Source organism: Lacinutrix sp. Hel_I_90 (assembly GCF_000934685.1).
Lineage (GTDB): Bacteria > Bacteroidota > Bacteroidia > Flavobacteriales > Flavobacteriaceae > Lacinutrix.
Map to the genome: position 1 here is coordinate 3,597,227 of NZ_JYNQ01000001.1, position 16,507 is coordinate 3,613,733.

General features: G+C 34.1%; 18 protein-coding genes and 1 riboswitch. Of the genes, 6 read left to right on the top strand and 12 right to left on the bottom strand.

The window, feature by feature from the left end; translation table 11 throughout:
- Positions 1–37 precede the first annotated feature (37 nt).
- Complete coding sequence (locus GQ46_RS15980) at positions 38–1,105, top strand: oxidoreductase (protein WP_044403883.1); 1,068 nt, start codon at positions 38–40, stop codon at positions 1,103–1,105.
- A 48-nt stretch (positions 1,106–1,153) separates the two neighbouring features.
- Here the strand turns inward: GQ46_RS15980 and GQ46_RS15985 are convergent, their stop codons facing one another.
- The 10 genes from GQ46_RS15985 to GQ46_RS16030 all read right to left on the bottom strand — a co-directional run bounded on the left by GQ46_RS15985 (position 1,154) and on the right by GQ46_RS16030 (position 8,914).
- Complete coding sequence (locus GQ46_RS15985; protein WP_044403886.1) at positions 1,154–1,702, bottom strand: YceI family protein; 549 nt, start codon at positions 1,700–1,702, stop codon at positions 1,154–1,156.
- A 46-nt stretch (positions 1,703–1,748) separates the two neighbouring features.
- Positions 1,749–2,120, bottom strand: a complete 372-nt coding sequence (locus tag GQ46_RS15990; RefSeq protein WP_044403889.1) for a hypothetical protein — start codon at positions 2,118–2,120, stop codon at positions 1,749–1,751.
- Between the two features lie 11 nt (positions 2,121–2,131).
- A complete protein-coding gene (locus tag GQ46_RS15995; RefSeq protein WP_044403892.1) occupies positions 2,132–2,980 on the bottom strand; it encodes a DUF5777 family beta-barrel protein in 849 nt (282 codons plus the stop codon).
- A gap of 7 nt (positions 2,981–2,987) precedes the next feature.
- Entirely contained in the window at positions 2,988–3,380 is a 393-nt protein-coding gene (locus GQ46_RS16000; protein ID WP_044403894.1) for a hypothetical protein, read from the bottom strand.
- Positions 3,381–3,467: 87 nt separating this feature from the next.
- A complete protein-coding gene (locus GQ46_RS16005; protein WP_044403896.1) occupies positions 3,468–4,025 on the bottom strand; it encodes an acyl-CoA thioesterase in 558 nt (185 codons plus the stop codon).
- A gap of 3 nt (positions 4,026–4,028) precedes the next feature.
- Entirely contained in the window at positions 4,029–4,391 is a 363-nt protein-coding gene (locus GQ46_RS16010; protein WP_044403898.1) for a hypothetical protein, read from the bottom strand.
- Between the two features lie 12 nt (positions 4,392–4,403).
- Positions 4,404–5,729, bottom strand: a complete 1,326-nt coding sequence (locus GQ46_RS16015) for a DNA recombination protein RmuC (RefSeq protein WP_044403900.1) — start codon at positions 5,727–5,729, stop codon at positions 4,404–4,406.
- Between the two features lie 72 nt (positions 5,730–5,801).
- Positions 5,802–6,596 (bottom strand): ABC transporter ATP-binding protein, encoded by a 795-nt coding sequence (locus GQ46_RS16020; RefSeq protein WP_044403903.1) that lies wholly within the window; start codon positions 6,594–6,596, stop codon positions 5,802–5,804.
- Positions 6,597–6,732: 136 nt separating this feature from the next.
- A complete protein-coding gene (locus GQ46_RS16025; RefSeq protein ID WP_044403905.1) occupies positions 6,733–7,764 on the bottom strand; it encodes an iron ABC transporter permease in 1,032 nt (343 codons plus the stop codon).
- A gap of 1 nt (position 7,765) precedes the next feature.
- Positions 7,766–8,914, bottom strand: a complete 1,149-nt coding sequence (locus tag GQ46_RS16030; protein ID WP_044403907.1) for an ABC transporter substrate-binding protein — start codon at positions 8,912–8,914, stop codon at positions 7,766–7,768.
- 70 nt (positions 8,915–8,984) lie between these two features.
- A riboswitch (cobalamin riboswitch) is annotated at positions 8,985–9,278 on the top strand.
- A gap of 27 nt (positions 9,279–9,305) precedes the next feature.
- Here GQ46_RS16030 and GQ46_RS16035 point away from each other — a divergent pair.
- The 3 genes from GQ46_RS16035 to GQ46_RS16045 all read left to right on the top strand — a co-directional run bounded on the left by GQ46_RS16035 (position 9,306) and on the right by GQ46_RS16045 (position 13,129).
- On the top strand, positions 9,306–11,141 hold the full coding sequence (locus GQ46_RS16035) for a TonB-dependent siderophore receptor (RefSeq protein WP_044403909.1): 1,836 nt from the start codon (positions 9,306–9,308) through the stop codon (positions 11,139–11,141).
- Positions 11,142–11,148: 7 nt separating this feature from the next.
- The gene (locus tag GQ46_RS16040; protein WP_044403911.1) at positions 11,149–12,177 is read left to right on the top strand and encodes a DUF5074 domain-containing protein; all 1,029 of its coding nucleotides are present in this window, start codon (positions 11,149–11,151) and stop codon (positions 12,175–12,177) included.
- 451 nt (positions 12,178–12,628) lie between these two features.
- Positions 12,629–13,129 (top strand): Lrp/AsnC family transcriptional regulator, encoded by a 501-nt coding sequence (locus tag GQ46_RS16045; RefSeq protein ID WP_044403913.1) that lies wholly within the window; start codon positions 12,629–12,631, stop codon positions 13,127–13,129.
- Positions 13,130–13,280: 151 nt separating this feature from the next.
- Here GQ46_RS16045 and GQ46_RS16050 read toward each other — a convergent pair whose 3' ends face one another.
- Together GQ46_RS16050 and GQ46_RS16055 are read right to left on the bottom strand one after the other, a co-directional pair.
- The gene (locus GQ46_RS16050) at positions 13,281–13,994 is read right to left on the bottom strand and encodes a diphthine--ammonia ligase (protein ID WP_044403915.1); all 714 of its coding nucleotides are present in this window, start codon (positions 13,992–13,994) and stop codon (positions 13,281–13,283) included.
- The gene (locus GQ46_RS16055; RefSeq protein ID WP_044403918.1) at positions 13,984–15,399 is read right to left on the bottom strand and encodes a S41 family peptidase; all 1,416 of its coding nucleotides are present in this window, start codon (positions 15,397–15,399) and stop codon (positions 13,984–13,986) included. Before GQ46_RS16055 ends, GQ46_RS16050 begins: the two co-directional genes overlap by 11 nt.
- Before the next feature lie 133 nt (positions 15,400–15,532).
- Between GQ46_RS16055 and GQ46_RS16060 the strand changes: the two genes are divergently transcribed.
- A complete protein-coding gene (locus GQ46_RS16060; protein WP_044403921.1) occupies positions 15,533–16,042 on the top strand; it encodes an RNA polymerase sigma factor in 510 nt (169 codons plus the stop codon).
- Positions 16,029–16,499 carry a hypothetical protein gene (locus tag GQ46_RS16065; RefSeq protein WP_044405241.1) on the top strand — a complete coding sequence of 157 codons (471 nt, stop codon included), beginning with the start codon at positions 16,029–16,031 and terminating at the stop codon, positions 16,497–16,499. Before GQ46_RS16060 ends, GQ46_RS16065 begins: the two co-directional genes overlap by 14 nt.
- Positions 16,500–16,507: the final 8 nt, after the last annotated feature.

The following is a 16,507-nucleotide window of genomic DNA, read 5'->3' on the forward strand; positions in this document are numbered from 1 at the left end:
AAAAAACTTTTTCTACTTTTATAGAAATTTAAAATTTATGAAATTCCTTATAATTACTATTTGTATCATTCTGTCCTTGTTTTCGTGTAAAAATGAGGAAGAAAAAAAAGAAAATAGTTTTAATCCTAAAGAAATTAAGGAGGTCATTATAGAGGAGTCTTTAACCGATTCGACATTAAATGTTCGCGCTTTTCAAATATTTGATGACGGTACTTTAACTTTTGCGGGAGCGAACAATACTTATGGGATGCTCGAGCCAAATGGAGAAAGATGGTTGTTTTCCAAACAAAATTATGATAGTTTAAAACTTGAATTTCGAGCGGTTGGTAAAACGACATCAGATTTTTTTATGATGAGCGTTGGTAGTCCAGCCTTAGTTTTTAAAACAGGTGATTCTGGTAAGATGGAATTAGTTTATAAAGAAAATCATGAAAAAGCATTTTACGATGCTATGAATTTCTGGAACGATCAAGAAGGTATAGCCATTGGAGATCCAACAGACGCTTGTATGAGCGTCATTATCACGCGAGATGGAGGAGAAACCTGGACTAAAGTGGCATGTGACAATTTACCAAGAGCGAAAGAAGGTGAAGCCGCTTTTGCTGCTAGTGATACGAATATAGCTATTGTTGGCGACCAGACCTGGGTGGCAACAGGAGGAAAGGCAAGCCGCATATTATACTCACCAGACAAAGGTAAAACCTGGGAAGTCTTTGAGACACCAATTATACAAGGTTTAGAAACTACAGGCATGTATTCTATTGATTTTTACGATGAAAACAATGGCTTCGCTATTGGTGGTGATTACACAAAACCAGACGATAATGCCGCCAATAAAATAAGAACTACAGATGGTGGAAAAACATGGGAACTAGTCGCAGAACATCAAAATCCTGGTTATCGCAGTTGCGTACAATATGTACCAAATAGTCATGCAAAAGCATTAGTGGCTATAGGTTTTAAAGGGGTGGATTACTCTAATGATTCAGGACATACTTGGAAGCATTTAAGCGATGAGGGTTTTTATACCTTAAGATTTGTAAATGATAGTACGGCCTATGCCGCAGGAAATGGCAGAATTAGTAAGTTGATTTTTAGAGAATAGAATTAACGATACACAGATTAGGTTTGGACTTCCTTGAACATCATTAAATTACTTCTTATCTAATTCAAACGAAAAGGAAACGTCAACCTCTTTAGATAACTTGTTGCTCACTACACTTGGGATTTCAATATCAAAGTCGGAGACATTAGCTATAAATTTCCCTGAAAGGAGAATCTGGCCGTCTGGAGTTTGGTAAATAGTCAAGGTTTGATTCTCTAATTGTTTTGTTTTACCATGAAAACTTAAGCTTCCATTGTAGGTCATCTTAGTTTTTGAGGCAAGCTTTTCTATAGAGAATCCTACAAGAGTACCTTTAAAGGTCGCTTTTGGAAAGTCATCAGACTCCGCATAATTTTCGTTAAAATGCTCTTCCATTAAGGCGTTTTTAAATCGAAACCCTTTTACTAAAACTAAGGCTGCAAATTCACCATTTTTAGTATTCAAAATGGCTGTTGTACTTTTGTTTTCGGCTTTTACCTCCTCAAAAGAAGGTACTGAAGCCTCAAAAGTTACCGTTCCAGTTTTGGTTAAATATTTCTCTTGAGAAAACGTAAGACTTGAAACTAATGCGAATAGAACTAATGCTAAATTTTTCATTCTTTGTAGTTTATTTATTAATTAATAAGCAAATGATTTGCCAATTTTAATTTTCAAGAAGGCCATCTGCTTCCCACTGAATAATTAGATCGATTAAGTTTTGTGGCAATCTCGGGCCACCAAATGGCATGGCTCCAGCTTCTCCTGTCTGCCGAGAAATACGATCTATTAAATTACTATTATTTACTGCATTAACAACCTGATTGTAGGTCATTAAAGAAATTGGTGCCCCGTTAACGGGTGGGTCACTATGACAGAACGTACAATTGTTGGAGAGAATACTTTGAATGTTTTCCGTATAATTAATGGGGTTTTCGGGTTGTGAAACGGTAGGTTCCACTAGGTCTTCTATACTATCAGTGGCGCAGCTAAAAAGGAATAATCCAGTAAGGCATGTTGCACAAAGTAACTTTTTCATAATTTCATTTTTTAAAATACCCGACTTAAATTAAATCCGAAATAAATATCACCATCACTCCAATCCCCTGTGGCTTGTCCTAAATAGCCATTAGTATTCATCGCTTGTGAGTTTGTAAAATGCATTTGGAAAACATGACCACCCGTTTCTAAATCGATACCAATTGATAATGGATTTTTGAATGGAGAGGTGCTGCTTCGGTTTAAATGCCAGCCATAGTCTGCATTTAACGACCAGCGTTTTCCTAGTTTATAACGGCTACCAATACCCAAAGCATATTGTGCATTGTCCTGATTAGGATCTAATACTAAATTATCCTGAAAAAATGTTGGTGCCAATTCTAAAGATAAATTTTTACTCATCTTTCTTGCAATAAGCACTTGTGTTGTGTAACCTAAACGGTTTTTAAACTCTAATTTGGGTAAGTTTGCTTTGTCATAAGCTGTATTAACCAATAGCGAATGATACCCAACGATTGTAAACAGTGAGCCGCCTTCTTTTTGTTTAATCAACCTGTATTTTAATGCAGCTTCGTATATTTTTTGAAACGAACTACGGGATACACTAATATTAATGTTTTCTGAAAGCCCGTAAATAAAATTTAATCGCGTCACGGCATCATCTAAACCAAAGAATGTATTAAGCCCGCTTTCCAAACTGCCAAATCTGTGGGCCACTACAAAAGTAAATTCCTTTTTAGCCGTAAGTTTAGTAGACTCAAAGTTTACAATTTTTAAGCCTTTAAAAGTGGCTGTTGCATAATTATCTTCTGGTGATTCTTGATCAATTTCATCTAATAGATCGTTTTGAGAAAATGATAAAAGCGGAAAAATACAAAGGAGAATTAATAGGTGTTTCATAATGGTTTTATTGGGAAACGGTGCATTGGTCTAGCTTAACTTGTTCTAGTAATTCATCATAGCCAATGCATCGTCCCTTTATTGAAATTTTTGTATTAGGTTTTATTTCTTTCAGGTTGTTTTCTGAACTAAAACTACAAAAGACAGCATCATTTAAGGTTAAATTTGAGCTATTGATTTCAGAAATGACTCCTGTAATTAGGACTGTTTTGTTTAAGTATTTTGATTCTGCTACCGTCGCGTCTTCTTGAAACTCACTAACGAATACATCCGCATTTGAAGAAAATGCAGTAGCTTCACTTTCAATGTTTCGATGCTCCTGATACACAAAATTATAAGCGAAAATCGCTAGAATACCAGTAAGTATAAGTACTAAAATAATCCAGTTGGTCTTTTTCATAGCAATCTAATTTTGGATTCAAATATTTTACTAGGAAACTAATATATAAATAAAAAAAGAAAAGCGCCCTAAATTGCTGAATATTATTTAATTATGGTTTTCAGGCAACTCAATTTTTACTTTATACCCTTTTAATTCTTCTAAGTAGTCCTGGTGTGAAAAATCTTGATGATTAAATTCTGCTTGTCTGGATTTTTTCGTTTCTATTCGTTTTATAGTTTTGAGATACCGTTTTACTTCGGTGTTATCGTTTAAAATTAAGCCAGGGACTTCAACAGAAGCACCTTCTTTAGTTTTAGCAACCATGGTGAAATAAGAAGAGTTACAATGTTTCATCACTCCGGTTTGAATATTTTCGGCTTCAACACGAATACCAACAACCATAGAGGTTCTGCCAACAAAATTGACCGAAGCTTTCATTGTTACTAATTCGCCAACTTCAATAGGAAGCAAAAAATCAACCGTATCTACAGAAGCGGTTACACAGTACATTTTAGAATGTTTACTGGCACACGCAAAAGCAATTTGATCCATTAAATTTAAAATATAACCCCCATGTATTTTACCACTAAAATTAGAGTGGGAGGGTAACATCAATTCTGAAATGGAGATGCGTGACTTGTCGACAGATTTATAGGTGTTCATAAATTAATTTCTAAAATGTGGAGAGGATTCTTTTTCTACAGCGGTTATAAAATATTTAGTATCTCCCAACCAGAAAAATGTTGCAAAGCGTTCTATATAAGTCAGTTTTACATATTCCCCCTGGTATTCTTTTAATCTGTTAATTACTTCTGTGTTTTTATCTAAAACAGAAAAAGTAAAAATTTGTGCGCCAGAGATGCCTTGACTAATCTCACCTTCGTAGGTTTTAATGATGACACCTTTATGACTAAATTTTATGAGTTCGCCAGAGCGATTTCCTTCACTATAAGGAACAAAATAGACAAAAGCATAAAATATAGCGACTGCTATAACGAGAATGACTAAGAATTTTAATAGAAATTTCATTGGTTATTTTTTTTAAACGTTATCGTCTTCTTGTGCTCTTTTTAGTATTTTTTCGGGTAAGGCTTTTTTTGCCTTTGCACCCATTTTTTTCAATTTTTCAACGCTGGTTATCAAATTACCTCTACCCTCTACCAGTTTATTCATAGCAGATGAGTACTCTTTTTTAGCATCGTCCATTTTTTTGCCTACCCCAGTTAAATCTTGTACAAAACCTTCAAATTTGTCATATAAAGCGCCTGCCTGACGCGCAATTTCAATCGCGTTTTGTTGCTGCTTTTCGTTATTCCACATACTATCTATAGTGCGTAATGTCGCCAATAAGGTTGAAGGCGTAACAATAACAATATTGCGTTCAAAAGCTTTATTATACAATGAATTGTCTTCATTTATAGCAATGGCAAAGGCAGGTTCAATAGGGATAAATAATAAAACAAAATCTGGTGACTCCATGTCGTATAAATCTTGATAATTTTTAGCAGAGAGCTGCTCGACATGTTTTTTAATAGAATTGATATGTGCCTTTAAATAGACGGCACGATCCTCCTCTTCGGCATTAACAAAGCGCTCGTAATCCACTAAAGATACTTTACTATCAATAATCATGCGTTTGTTGTCTGGTAAGTGTAATACAATATCAGGCAATACCCGAGAACCATCTGCTAAAGTAAAACTTTGTTGTACGTAATATTCTCTGTCTTTCTCCAGCCCAGATTTTTCGAGTACGCGTTCTAAAACCAGTTCGCCCCAATTCCCTTGCATTTTGCTATCTCCTTTTAAAGCACGGGTTAGGTTTGTGGCCTCTTTGGTCATTTGTTGATTAAGATCTTTTAAGCCTAAAAGCTGTTCTTTTAAGGCAGAATGCATGCTGATACTTTCCTTTTGCGTATCGTCTACTTTCTTTTCAAAAACCTGTATTTTTTCTTGTAGCGGACTTAATATATTCTTAATGTTTTCTTTATTCTGAAGGGTGAATTTCTCTGATTTCTCATCTAGAATTTTTGTGGCTAACAATTCAAAATCTTTACGCAGTTGTTCTTGACGGTCTTCCACTTCTGCCTCACGCTTATGGTGTAACTGCAAAAGATTCTCGTATTCTGAAGTTTTTCGAGTTAGTTCTGTATTTAGAAATTCTTTTTCACGTCTAATTTCTTCGCGCTCATGTTCAATTTTATCTACATTTTGTTTAAGCGCATCAATCGTTAAACCCATTTGACTTTGACGTTCTTCTAAGGTGCTTTTTTCACTTTTACTTTTCAATTTTGAAAATAACATACCTAGATAAGCGCCAACAATAGCAGAAATTAATATGGAAAGAATGAGGATGAGGTTGTCGTTCATTTATGGATTGAATTTTATCAAAGATAATTTTTTTAGATGGAAGATAGAAGACCGGAGCTTCAAGTTTTACACTTATTTCTTAACACGGAAAGCGCCAGAATTTTCATCGAAAACAATCAAATCCTTTGGGAATAGATTATCAAAAGCACCTTGTCTAATGAGGTTGTTAGGGGTGTCCGATACCACAGCATCTTTAGTCATTACAATTAAGCGATCACAAAGCTGTATGGCTAAATCTATTTCATGCGATGAAAACAATATGGTTTTATTGGTTTCTTTAGTTAGCTTTTGCAGCAATTTTAAAATATAGGCTTTGTGATACATGTCTAAATGTGTTGTGGGTTCATCTAGAATAATCAGTGAGGTATCTTGTGCTAACGCACGTGCAATCATTGTTTTTTGTAATTGCCCATCACTTAACTGAAAACATTTTTTATCAACAATCATTTCTAAATGCGTTTGTGAAATAGCATTGGTTACAATCTCCAGATCCTCTGGTACCAGTTTACCAACCCAATTGGTGTAAGGCTGTCTTCCTAAGGCAATCAACTCAAAAACGGATAGATTTTTAGAGGCAACACTTTCTGTGAGTACTAAGCTCAATACCTTGGCGAGATCAATAGCAGTATAGTCTGAAATGTGCTTGTCATTCACGAAAATAGAGCCATCAATAGGTTTTTGAATTTGAGATAAGGTTCTTAATAATGTCGACTTTCCAATCCCATTGGCACCAACTAAACCTACAAGTTCTCCTTCATATAATTCAATATTTATATTAGAACCCACAACAGTTGTTGCTTTCTTATCGTGGTAGCCAATAGAAAGGTTTTCGGTTTTAAGTATGGTATGTCTTGTGTTTGTTATCACTAATTCACGACTTGTTTTTTAATCCTTTGTTTGTTAAAGTATAAAAATCCCTTGGCTCTTTTTTTGGTTAAACGACCTTCCTTCAGCCTAAGGAAGGCGATTATTGAAATTTTATATTTTTCTTCTAACGTCAACTTCAAAAAATCATCCTTCGCTTTTTAACCAGCAACCAAACGACAACTGGTGCGCCAATGAGCGACGTTATCGCATTAATGGGTAAGGTATAATCACTGTTTGGTAACTGTGCAATACTATCGCAAATTAGCATCACGATGGCTCCAAATAAAAAGACGGCAGGTAATAGTATTTTATTATTTGAGGTGTTAAATAGTTGTCGTGTCATGTGTGGGATAGCCAAGCCAATAAAAGCAATAGGACCCGCAAAAGCGGTGATGCTTCCTGCTAATAAGCAAGTGGCTAAAATAATGATTAAACGACTTTTCTTTATATTTAAACCCATGCTTTTAGCATAGCTTTCCCCTAAAAGCAAACTGTTTAATGATTTAATTGAAATAATGGTGAATACTATTCCTATAATATAAACCAATAGAAAAATTCTTACTTCAGGCCATTGTAAATCACCAAGACTACCAAATCCCCAAAAAATGTATTGTTGTAAGCTTTCGGCAGAACTAAAATAAGATAAGACACTTACTATTGCCGACGTAATACTCCCAAACATGAGCCCAATAATTAATATCGCCATGGTGTCTCTTACTCGGGAGGAAACAATTAAAACAGCAGTAAGCACAATAAAGCTACCCAAACTTGCCGCAATCACCAAACTCCATTGAGACGATAATACACTGGCAAAAACACCACCTATTACCGAAGCGCCCATTATCACCAAAGCCACACCTAAACTTGCTCCAGAAGTGATACCTAGTACAAAAGGGCCAGCCAATGGATTGCGAAACATGGTTTGCATTAACAATCCGGAAATTCCTAAACCAGACCCCACTAAAATAGCAGTAATGGCTTTAGGTAATCTGTAATTTTGAATGATGTATTCTTGACTGCTAAGCTTTGATGTTTCTGTAAAGAAGCTCTCAAATATAGTTTCTGAAGAGATACTAATAGAACCTAAACTAATGTTTACCAAAAACAAAACAAGTAATACCACTATGAGAATTACAAAGGTGAATTTGTATGATTTTTGTGATACCAACTTAATCTAAAGCTTTAAAAAAGAAGGGTTGATAGTCTGGCAGTAATTCTGGATGACTTATTTTAATAATGTCCTTTAATACTAAATCTGGACGTGCAATCCCTAATTCATAATACAAAACACCTCCTGTTTTTCCAGTAGTATTTGAAAATGAATAAATAGCATTGTTTTTAAACGCTTCAAACTCTGTATAATGTGCATTGGCGTTTTTTAAATCTTCTAAACTTTTATAATAAGAAGGACTCAACCATAAACTGGCAGACTTAGCCTTTTCAAAAACCACTTCAAAATTGAGTGCTAAGCTTCCCGTTCCCGTGGTATCATGCCACAAATAATTGGTGTTGGCATCCTCTAAAAACTGTGCTTCTGTACTGCTGCCATTTGGTAAATACCACACATCTTTATGCATGGCGCCACTTAAAACCGTAGGTCTGTTTGTTGCTTTTGCTGCTATTTGTTTTGCTTCAGAATAATTATTTTCTATGCTATTAAAGATAGCATCTGCTTTTTCGTTTTTGTTGTACAAGGCGCCAAAAAATTTAATCCATTCGGCTTTTGCTAAAGGTGATTTTTCTGTCCAATCCCCATTGTAAATCACAGGAATATTGGCTTTTTTAATAATTTCTAGTGATTTACTTTTACCATCTACACCAAAAGCAACCACGACATTTGGATTAAGGTCTAATAGAACCTCGGTATTTAACCCTTCGTTTTTGCCCAATTCCCGCACTAATCCGCTGTCAATACGCGCTCGGGTTTTTTCTGAAGAAACATAGTCTGTACCAGGAAACCCTTTCAGCGTTTCTTCAACGCCTAATAACTCTAATGCTGGAATATGTGTTGTAGAGGTGACTACTATATTTTCAACAGGTACTATGATAATGCCATCGTAAGCATCACGCATAAACGTTGTTTTTGCGGCTTCTTCTGCAGTAATTAAAACATACTTAAAGGTCTCTTCGGCTTTTGGCCACGGATTTTTAATCTCAAGAACACTAAAGTTTCCGTTGTCTTCAATGCTAAAACCTTCGGCGTAAGCGATGTTATTATTATCTGTCTTATTTAAAGGAGGTAAAGGTTTGCGAATACCTTTGTCTTCTTTACAAGCTATAAAAGCGATTATAAAAAATAGAATGATGCCGTTTTTCATGAGGACTGATTTTTAACCAAAAATAACATTATTTAATGTTTTGCATATAAGATATTCCATAATAAAGATTATTTTTGCAGCGAATTTTGGTTTGACCTTGCAATTAAGCGCGGTCGATTAAAAGGGAATCAAGTGAAACGACTGGCATTGTCGATTTTTGATTTACGACTTTCATAACAGTGAAACATTCGTAATACTTAAATCGTGTATTTTAAGTCATTAATCTTGAGCTGTTCCCGCAACTGTAATCTTAGTTCACTTTTGTGAATGCTTGTTATTAAACTTCAAGTCACTGGAAAAATTTTCTGGGAAGACCAATAGCAAGACGAAAGCCAGGAGACCTGCCATTTTCAACATCAAAAGAATCTTCGGGAGAAAGATTTTAAGAGTTATGAAACAAGGCATTCTAATTTTATTATTTGCGATTTTTAGTTTTGGCTGTATGGCGCAAACTAAGCTGGATTCTATTCAGAATTTGGAGGAGGTTTTATTGAGTGATACTAAACTCAAAAACTATGCTGCTGGTTTTAAAATAACAAAACTTAATGATTCAGTAATTTCTAAAAATGCAACGTCATTAACAGGTTTGTTAGCCTTTAATTCTAATATTTATTTCAAAGAAAACGGTTTTGGGATGATCTCTTCTCCTTCATTTCGCGGTACAAACGCCTCACAAACTGGAGTGATATGGAACGGTATAAATATTAATTCGCAATTAAATGGGCAAACTGATTTTAACACCATAAACACCTCTCAGTTTAATTCTATAGCTATAAGAAGCGGAGGCGGAAGTGTGCAATACGGCAGCGGAAGCATTGGTGGAACTATACATTTAAATAATAAGCTTGCTTTTTATTCCCATTTTGATAACGCTGTTAAATTAGCTTATGGCAGTTTTGATACTAGAAATATTAGTTATAATAATGATTTTGGACGCGATAAGTGGTCTGGGAATATTGGTGTTTCTTATAATGAATCTGAAAACGATTACAAATTTCTGGGGACAGATAAAACCAATACTAATGGCGCATTTAATAACTTTAATATAAATGCAAATGGGGGTTGTTTTTTGTCAGATAAAGATGTTATAAAGCTATATCATCAAAGCTTTGTTAGCGACAGAAATTTGTCGGGCACTTTGGTAGCGCCTTCTCGTAGTAAATACGAAGATGAAAATTTTAGAACAATGTTAGAATGGTCGCATATTGTTAACAAAACAACGGCTAAATTGAAGGTGGCGCATTTGCAAGAATTGTTTCGCTATTTTGAAAATAAGGATAAGGCTAATTATTCTTTTGGAAAAGTAAACACACTCATTTTAAAACATAATTATAATGTTCGCTTTTCTGAGAAACTGCAGTTTCAAAGTATTTTAGATTATAATTATATTGAAGGGGTGGGCAGTAGTTTTGGTAATCCTAAGCGACGGACTTTCTCTGCAATTGCTTTATTAAATCATAAACCAACGAAAAGATTAAGTTATGGTGTTAATCTTAGAAAAGATTTTGCTTCAGATTTTAAGAGTCCATTTCTGTTTTCTATAGATGCTGGTTATGAGGTTTCTAAACATTATTCTTTAAAAATTAATGGTTCTAAAAACTTTAGAATTCCAACCTTTAATGATTTGTACTGGCAAACTGGAGGTAATCTAGAGTTAATACCAGAATCGTCTTATCAAATAGATTTAGGACAAGAATTCAATTATAAGTTGGCAAACTTAAAACTGAATGGGTTTTACATTACAACTAAAGACTTAATTCAATGGAAACCAAATACTGTTTCTGGTCTTTGGAGTCCAGTAAATATTGCTAAAACCGAAAACTATGGAGTAGAAGCAGAGCTAAGCTTACAAAAGCGGTTTAATAAACACCATTTAGAACTTAAAGGGAACTATTCTTATACGGTTTCTGAAAACAAGGCAACACAAAAACAATTAATTTATGTGCCTTTTCATAAAGGGAATTTATCTTTTGCTTATGGCCATAAGGCCTTTTCTATGTATTATCAGCATGTATTCGTTGGCGAGGTTTTTACCATTGGAACAGATACATTATCAGAGTACAGCATTGGGAATATAGGATTAAGTTATGTTTTAAATATGAAAGGAAAAGTGAACTACCATTTAGATTTCAAAGTAAATAATAGTTATAATAAATATTACGAAAACGTAGCATTGCGACCAATGCCTAATAGAAATTTTCAAATACAAACAACCATTAAATTTTAAAAAAAAAATGAAACTAAACAAATTATTCTTAGCAGTTTTAACGCTTGGCTTAACTTTTACATCTTGTAGTAATGATGATGATACAGCCCCAATTGTAGCATCAGGAGCTTATGAAAATGGTATTTTAATTTCTCATGAAGGAAGTTTTTCTGGAGGAGTAGGAACTGTCTCATACGTATCAAATGATTTTAGAACAATAGAAAATGATATTTTTTCTAATGTAAATAACAGGAATTTAGGTACTGTAGCACAAAGCATGGCTTTCAATGGAGATTTCGCTTATATAATAATAAATGTATCAAATCAGATAGAAGTTGTTAATAGATATACTTTTGAATCTATTGCGACTATAAATACAGGAGTTATTAATCCAAGATATATGACCATTTCCAATGGGAAAGGTTATGTTACTGCTTGGGGCGATTATTCAGATACAACAGATGATGCTCTATTGGTAGTAGATTTAAGTACAAACACAATACTTGATACAATCGCTACAAGTTACTTGCCAGAACAAATTATTGCTGTAGATAATAAAATTTATGTAGCAACAGGAATATACGGTAATGGAAATAAGGTAGATGTATTTAATTCAGTAACTGATGAATTAGTGGAAAGTATAACTGTTGGGAATTCGCCAAATTCTTTACAATTGGATTCGAGTAATGATTTATGGGTTTTGTCTTCCGAGAATTTAATAGAGATTGATACTAATTCCAATATTATCAATAAAACTGTAACATTTGATAGTTCAATTTCATCTCCTTCTAAGTTAAATTTTGATAGTGGGAATCTGTATTTATATGCAGGAGGTTCAGTATATAAAATGGATGAAACAGCAACAGTTTTTCCGACAACACCCGAGTTTACAAATGTTAGTTTTTATGGTATGAATGTAAAAGATGGATTACTTTACGGAGTTGACGCAGGAGATTTTACTAGTAATGGAACATTGAAAATATATGATTTAACTACAAATATTGAAATAGAGTCTATTGAAGTCGGGTTGATTCCAGGACAAATTTATTTTAACTAAAATTAAATAACTAAAACGGATTTCGTGGCAGACACAGGAGAATTAAATGTCTATGATTTATCTAGTAATACGGTTATAGATACAAAAGAATTAAAAGAGGGAGCTTCAAAAATATATTTCAATTAATTTTTTAAGCACAATTATTAATAATAAAATAACATAAGGTTTCACCATTAATAATAATTAACTACTAGTTTTAAAATTGAAATCAAAATGTAATTAATTCAAAATTTTAATTGTGAAAAAATCATTAGTATTCTATGCTCAATCCCTACAGTTCATCATTGCTAATCGTACAAGCCGTGAGGCTACCGTCACCACTAACCGATGAGGAAACGATGTGCCAAGTTAAATCTACAATCTGCAATACCCCAGTAACAGAAATGGTATAAGGAGATGAAATATATCAAAAAAAAATAATAGGTAACTACCTCTAATAGAATACATTATAATGGCTAAATTTAAATTGGATGAAATTGATCATCAAATTCTTGATATGTTGATTGAAAACACAAGAGTTCCTTTTTCAGATATTGCTAAGAAATTATTAGTTTCTGCGGGAACAGTGCATATAAGAGTTAAAAAAATGGAAGATGAGGGTATTATCGAAGGGTCTTCAATAGCATTGAATTATAGGAAACTGGGATACTTTTTTATTGCTTATGTTGGCATTTTTTTACAAAAAGCTTCTCAAACAAAATTTGTTTTAGAACGTATTAATGAAATACCGTTTGTAACTTTAGCACACATTACCACTGGGAAATTTAATATTATCTGTGAAATAAGAGCTAGAGATAATGAGCATGCTAAAGATATTATTTTTATGTTAGACGATATTGATGGTGTTTATAGAACTGAAACTATGATATCTCTTGAAGAAAGCTTAAACGATAAAAAGCGTTTAATGCACAATATTGTTAACAGGGGTCAGCAGTTAAACTCGTATCTTTAATCTAAAGAATTCCTCGAAGTTATTCCTTTGGTTGAGGTTTTAAGTTTGAAAATATTAGGCTTTTATTCTCATTCAGGTTTAATTTGTTTATTAGAACTAAAACATAATTAACAAAAAAGGCATTAAAAATGCCGCTTGTGAGCGGCATTTTTTATTTTAAGACTAAGTCACAAAACCAAAAGCCCGTTTTACCAGAATCGCAAATAGCGTCATCGGTTTTAGGGCTGTTGTATTCCCGATAGACTTTTTCTCCAATAGCAAAGGAAACAGGTCTTTTAAAAATGGGCCCGTCGTAACAAAACGTATGAAACTCACCATTTTCGCCACAGACATCGACTTCCTTTGGTAAATTTTCTATGAGCTCTTTGGTGATGGTTTGTCCAACAAAATCTTCAGAAAAATACTGTGCATTGGCACACACGATCACCGCTTTAAAGCCTAAGTCCAGAAATTCATTGATTAAGTCCCTCGTGTCTTTTTTCCAAAGTGGAAATATGGTCTTTATCTGGAATTTAGCTAGATTGTTTTCACGATACCGTTTTAAATCTTCTAAAAATATATCACCAAAAACGCTGTGTGTAAAACCCTCCGCTTTTAAAGTACTCACCACTTTGGTCATTATAGTCTCATAGTCTTCCATACTCGGTTGCTCAGGTAAACCAATGGTTTGTAATGGAATACCAATGGCATTTGTTTGCGCTTTTAATAAGTTTAAAGGCAATCCATGCATGGATACGCGATTGAAATGGGTATTAACAGACGTGACTAACTTGCCTATAGTATAATTAGAATCTTGTAATAAATAATAAAGTGCTAAAGCAGAATCTTTGCCTGAACTCCAGTTAAAATAGGTTTTATTGCTCAATATACATTTCTTTTTTATGTAGTAACAAATCGTTACTGTCAAAACTGACTTCAATGGTTTTTCCACTTTTTTGAGGCACAGATTTATTTGTAGCTGCAATATCTGCTAAAGCCTCAGCTAAAAGTGGCTCGTTTTCATCGCCTAAAATACCTAGATTATTTATTTGTTCATCTAAAAGCATATTAGGTATGATACCATCTATAGGGACCTGATCGTTATTTTTGTTTACGGTAATGGCCACCAAAGGTTGCAGGGCATACGTATGTCTCGGGTCGGCTTCGCTTCTGTTAAAATTTGGCGAATCGTATAGGGTTATCGAAGCTTGTGATTTTCCAACCGTAGGCGTTCCTATCTGGATCACTTCAATATAAGCATTTAAGCTATTAATTACCATTTCACTCGCGGAAGCAGAAGATCCTGTTGCTAAAATATATACTTTGGTCAGATTCAAGCTGTTTAATGCCACACCATTGGCTTCATTAACAAAGAGATAGTCGAAATTATTGTCTTGCTGAATGTTATTGTAATTTAATTTGGCATACACTTGAGTATTAAACTGTCCGGTGACTAAACTACCCAAAATGGCTGAAGAATTCACAGAGCCACCCGGATTATAGCGTAAATCAAGAACGAGATGTTGCAGATTATTAGCTCGGAATTCTGCAAAAGCAGCGTTAAGTGCTGTATCAAAATTAGAGGTAAAACCATTATACATTAAATAGCCCACGTTTTGACCTTCCACCTGAAGAATTTCAGTTTTAAAAACGGGATTTTCTGTATAGGGTATGCTGGTTAAATTCACAGTATTTGTTGTTGTATCTATGGTGTCGTCGGTAGTTTCTGCAGTACCATTATCATTATAGCTTGCTAGATTGAGTGTAAAACTGTCCTGACGTAATAAACTACGCCAATTACTCAAGGTTAGGGGGGTCCCGTTTACGGCATAAAATAAATCACCGCGTTTTAAGCCCGTGTTATCAGCACTGGTGCCTGGCAAGATATAACGTACGTAACCAAATAGGTCATTGCCATTTTCGACATAACGCATTAAACCGAATGCCATACCAGTATTCTTCGTTACACCACTAAACTGTTGTTCTAGTGCGATATAATCACTTGTGATCCAGCTAAACCGGTCTACAGTGTTTCTGTTGTAAATTAAACTTTCAAAGCAAGCTTCAGGGGAATTAAAACTTGATAAATAATTAGAATAGTTACTGCTCCCTTGTTTATCTTCAACTAAATCTGGCACCTCTGCTCTGTATAAATAATAAGCGTCCATACCACGATATACAAAATCATTGATGTCGTTTACGCTTACTGGTGTATCGTCTCGGTCTTCAAAACAACTTACAGAAACTAATGCTAATAAAAGGTATGCTAATACTTTTGGGACGTTTTTCATCTTTACAGCTTTTCTTTTTCACTATAAATGTAGTTACTTTTATTTTAATTAAAGATTATTTGTAACAAAATAGAAATTGGCTCGTCGTAATAACATAGAGCGATAAAAACCACTTTAACGTGATATACTAACCATGACACAAACGGAATTTTTAAATATAGTACTGCCTTTTAAGGATAAGGTATTCCGACTAGCGAAAAGATTGTTGGTGTCTACCGAAGAGGCTGAAGATGCAACACAAGAAATATTAATTAAGCTTTGGAATAATAAAAAGAAGATTAAAGACTATAAAAACGTTGAAGCCTTTTCTATGACCATGACAAAGAACTTTTGTTTTGATAAGTTAAAATCTAAACAAGCACAGAATTTAAAAATAGTGCATAGTAATTATGAGGATCATAGTGTAGCACTTCAAAAACAATTAGAAGCAAATGATAGTATTCATTGGGTAGGTAGAATAATGGAAAGCCTACCAGAGCAACAAAAGCTAGTCATACAATTAAGAGATATTGAACAATACGATTTTAGCGAGATAGCAAAAATGTTAGAGATGACGGAAACAGCAGTAAGAGTTACGCTATCCAGAGCTAGAAAAACAATAAGAGAACAATTAACTAAAACACATGATTATGGTGTTAAATAATATAGAACAATTACTCGAAAAGTACGAGAACGGAGAGACTACATTACAAGAAGAGCAGCAGTTAAAAGACTATTTTTCACAACAAACTGTAGCGCCACATTTAGAAGTGTATAAATCAATGTTCAGCTATTTTCGGGTAAACCAAGAAGAACAGTTTACGAAACAACTTCCACTAAACACTAAAAAAAGTTTTAACTATAAGTGGTTATCTGTTGCAGCAATTGCGGTTCTAATGGTGAGTATTTTCTTTTCTAATCCCTTCGCAAAAGACGAATTAGCGATTACGGAGGCAGATAGAGCAGATTACGAAAATGCGAAAGCAGCTTTAGCTTTGGTTTCAAAACAATTTAACAAAGGCGTTTCACAAGTAGGTTACTTGGAGGTTATTGAGAAAGCTGGGACACAAGTTGACTATTTAAAAGAATTGAATGACCCAATGGGTAGAATATTTAAATAGAACTTAAA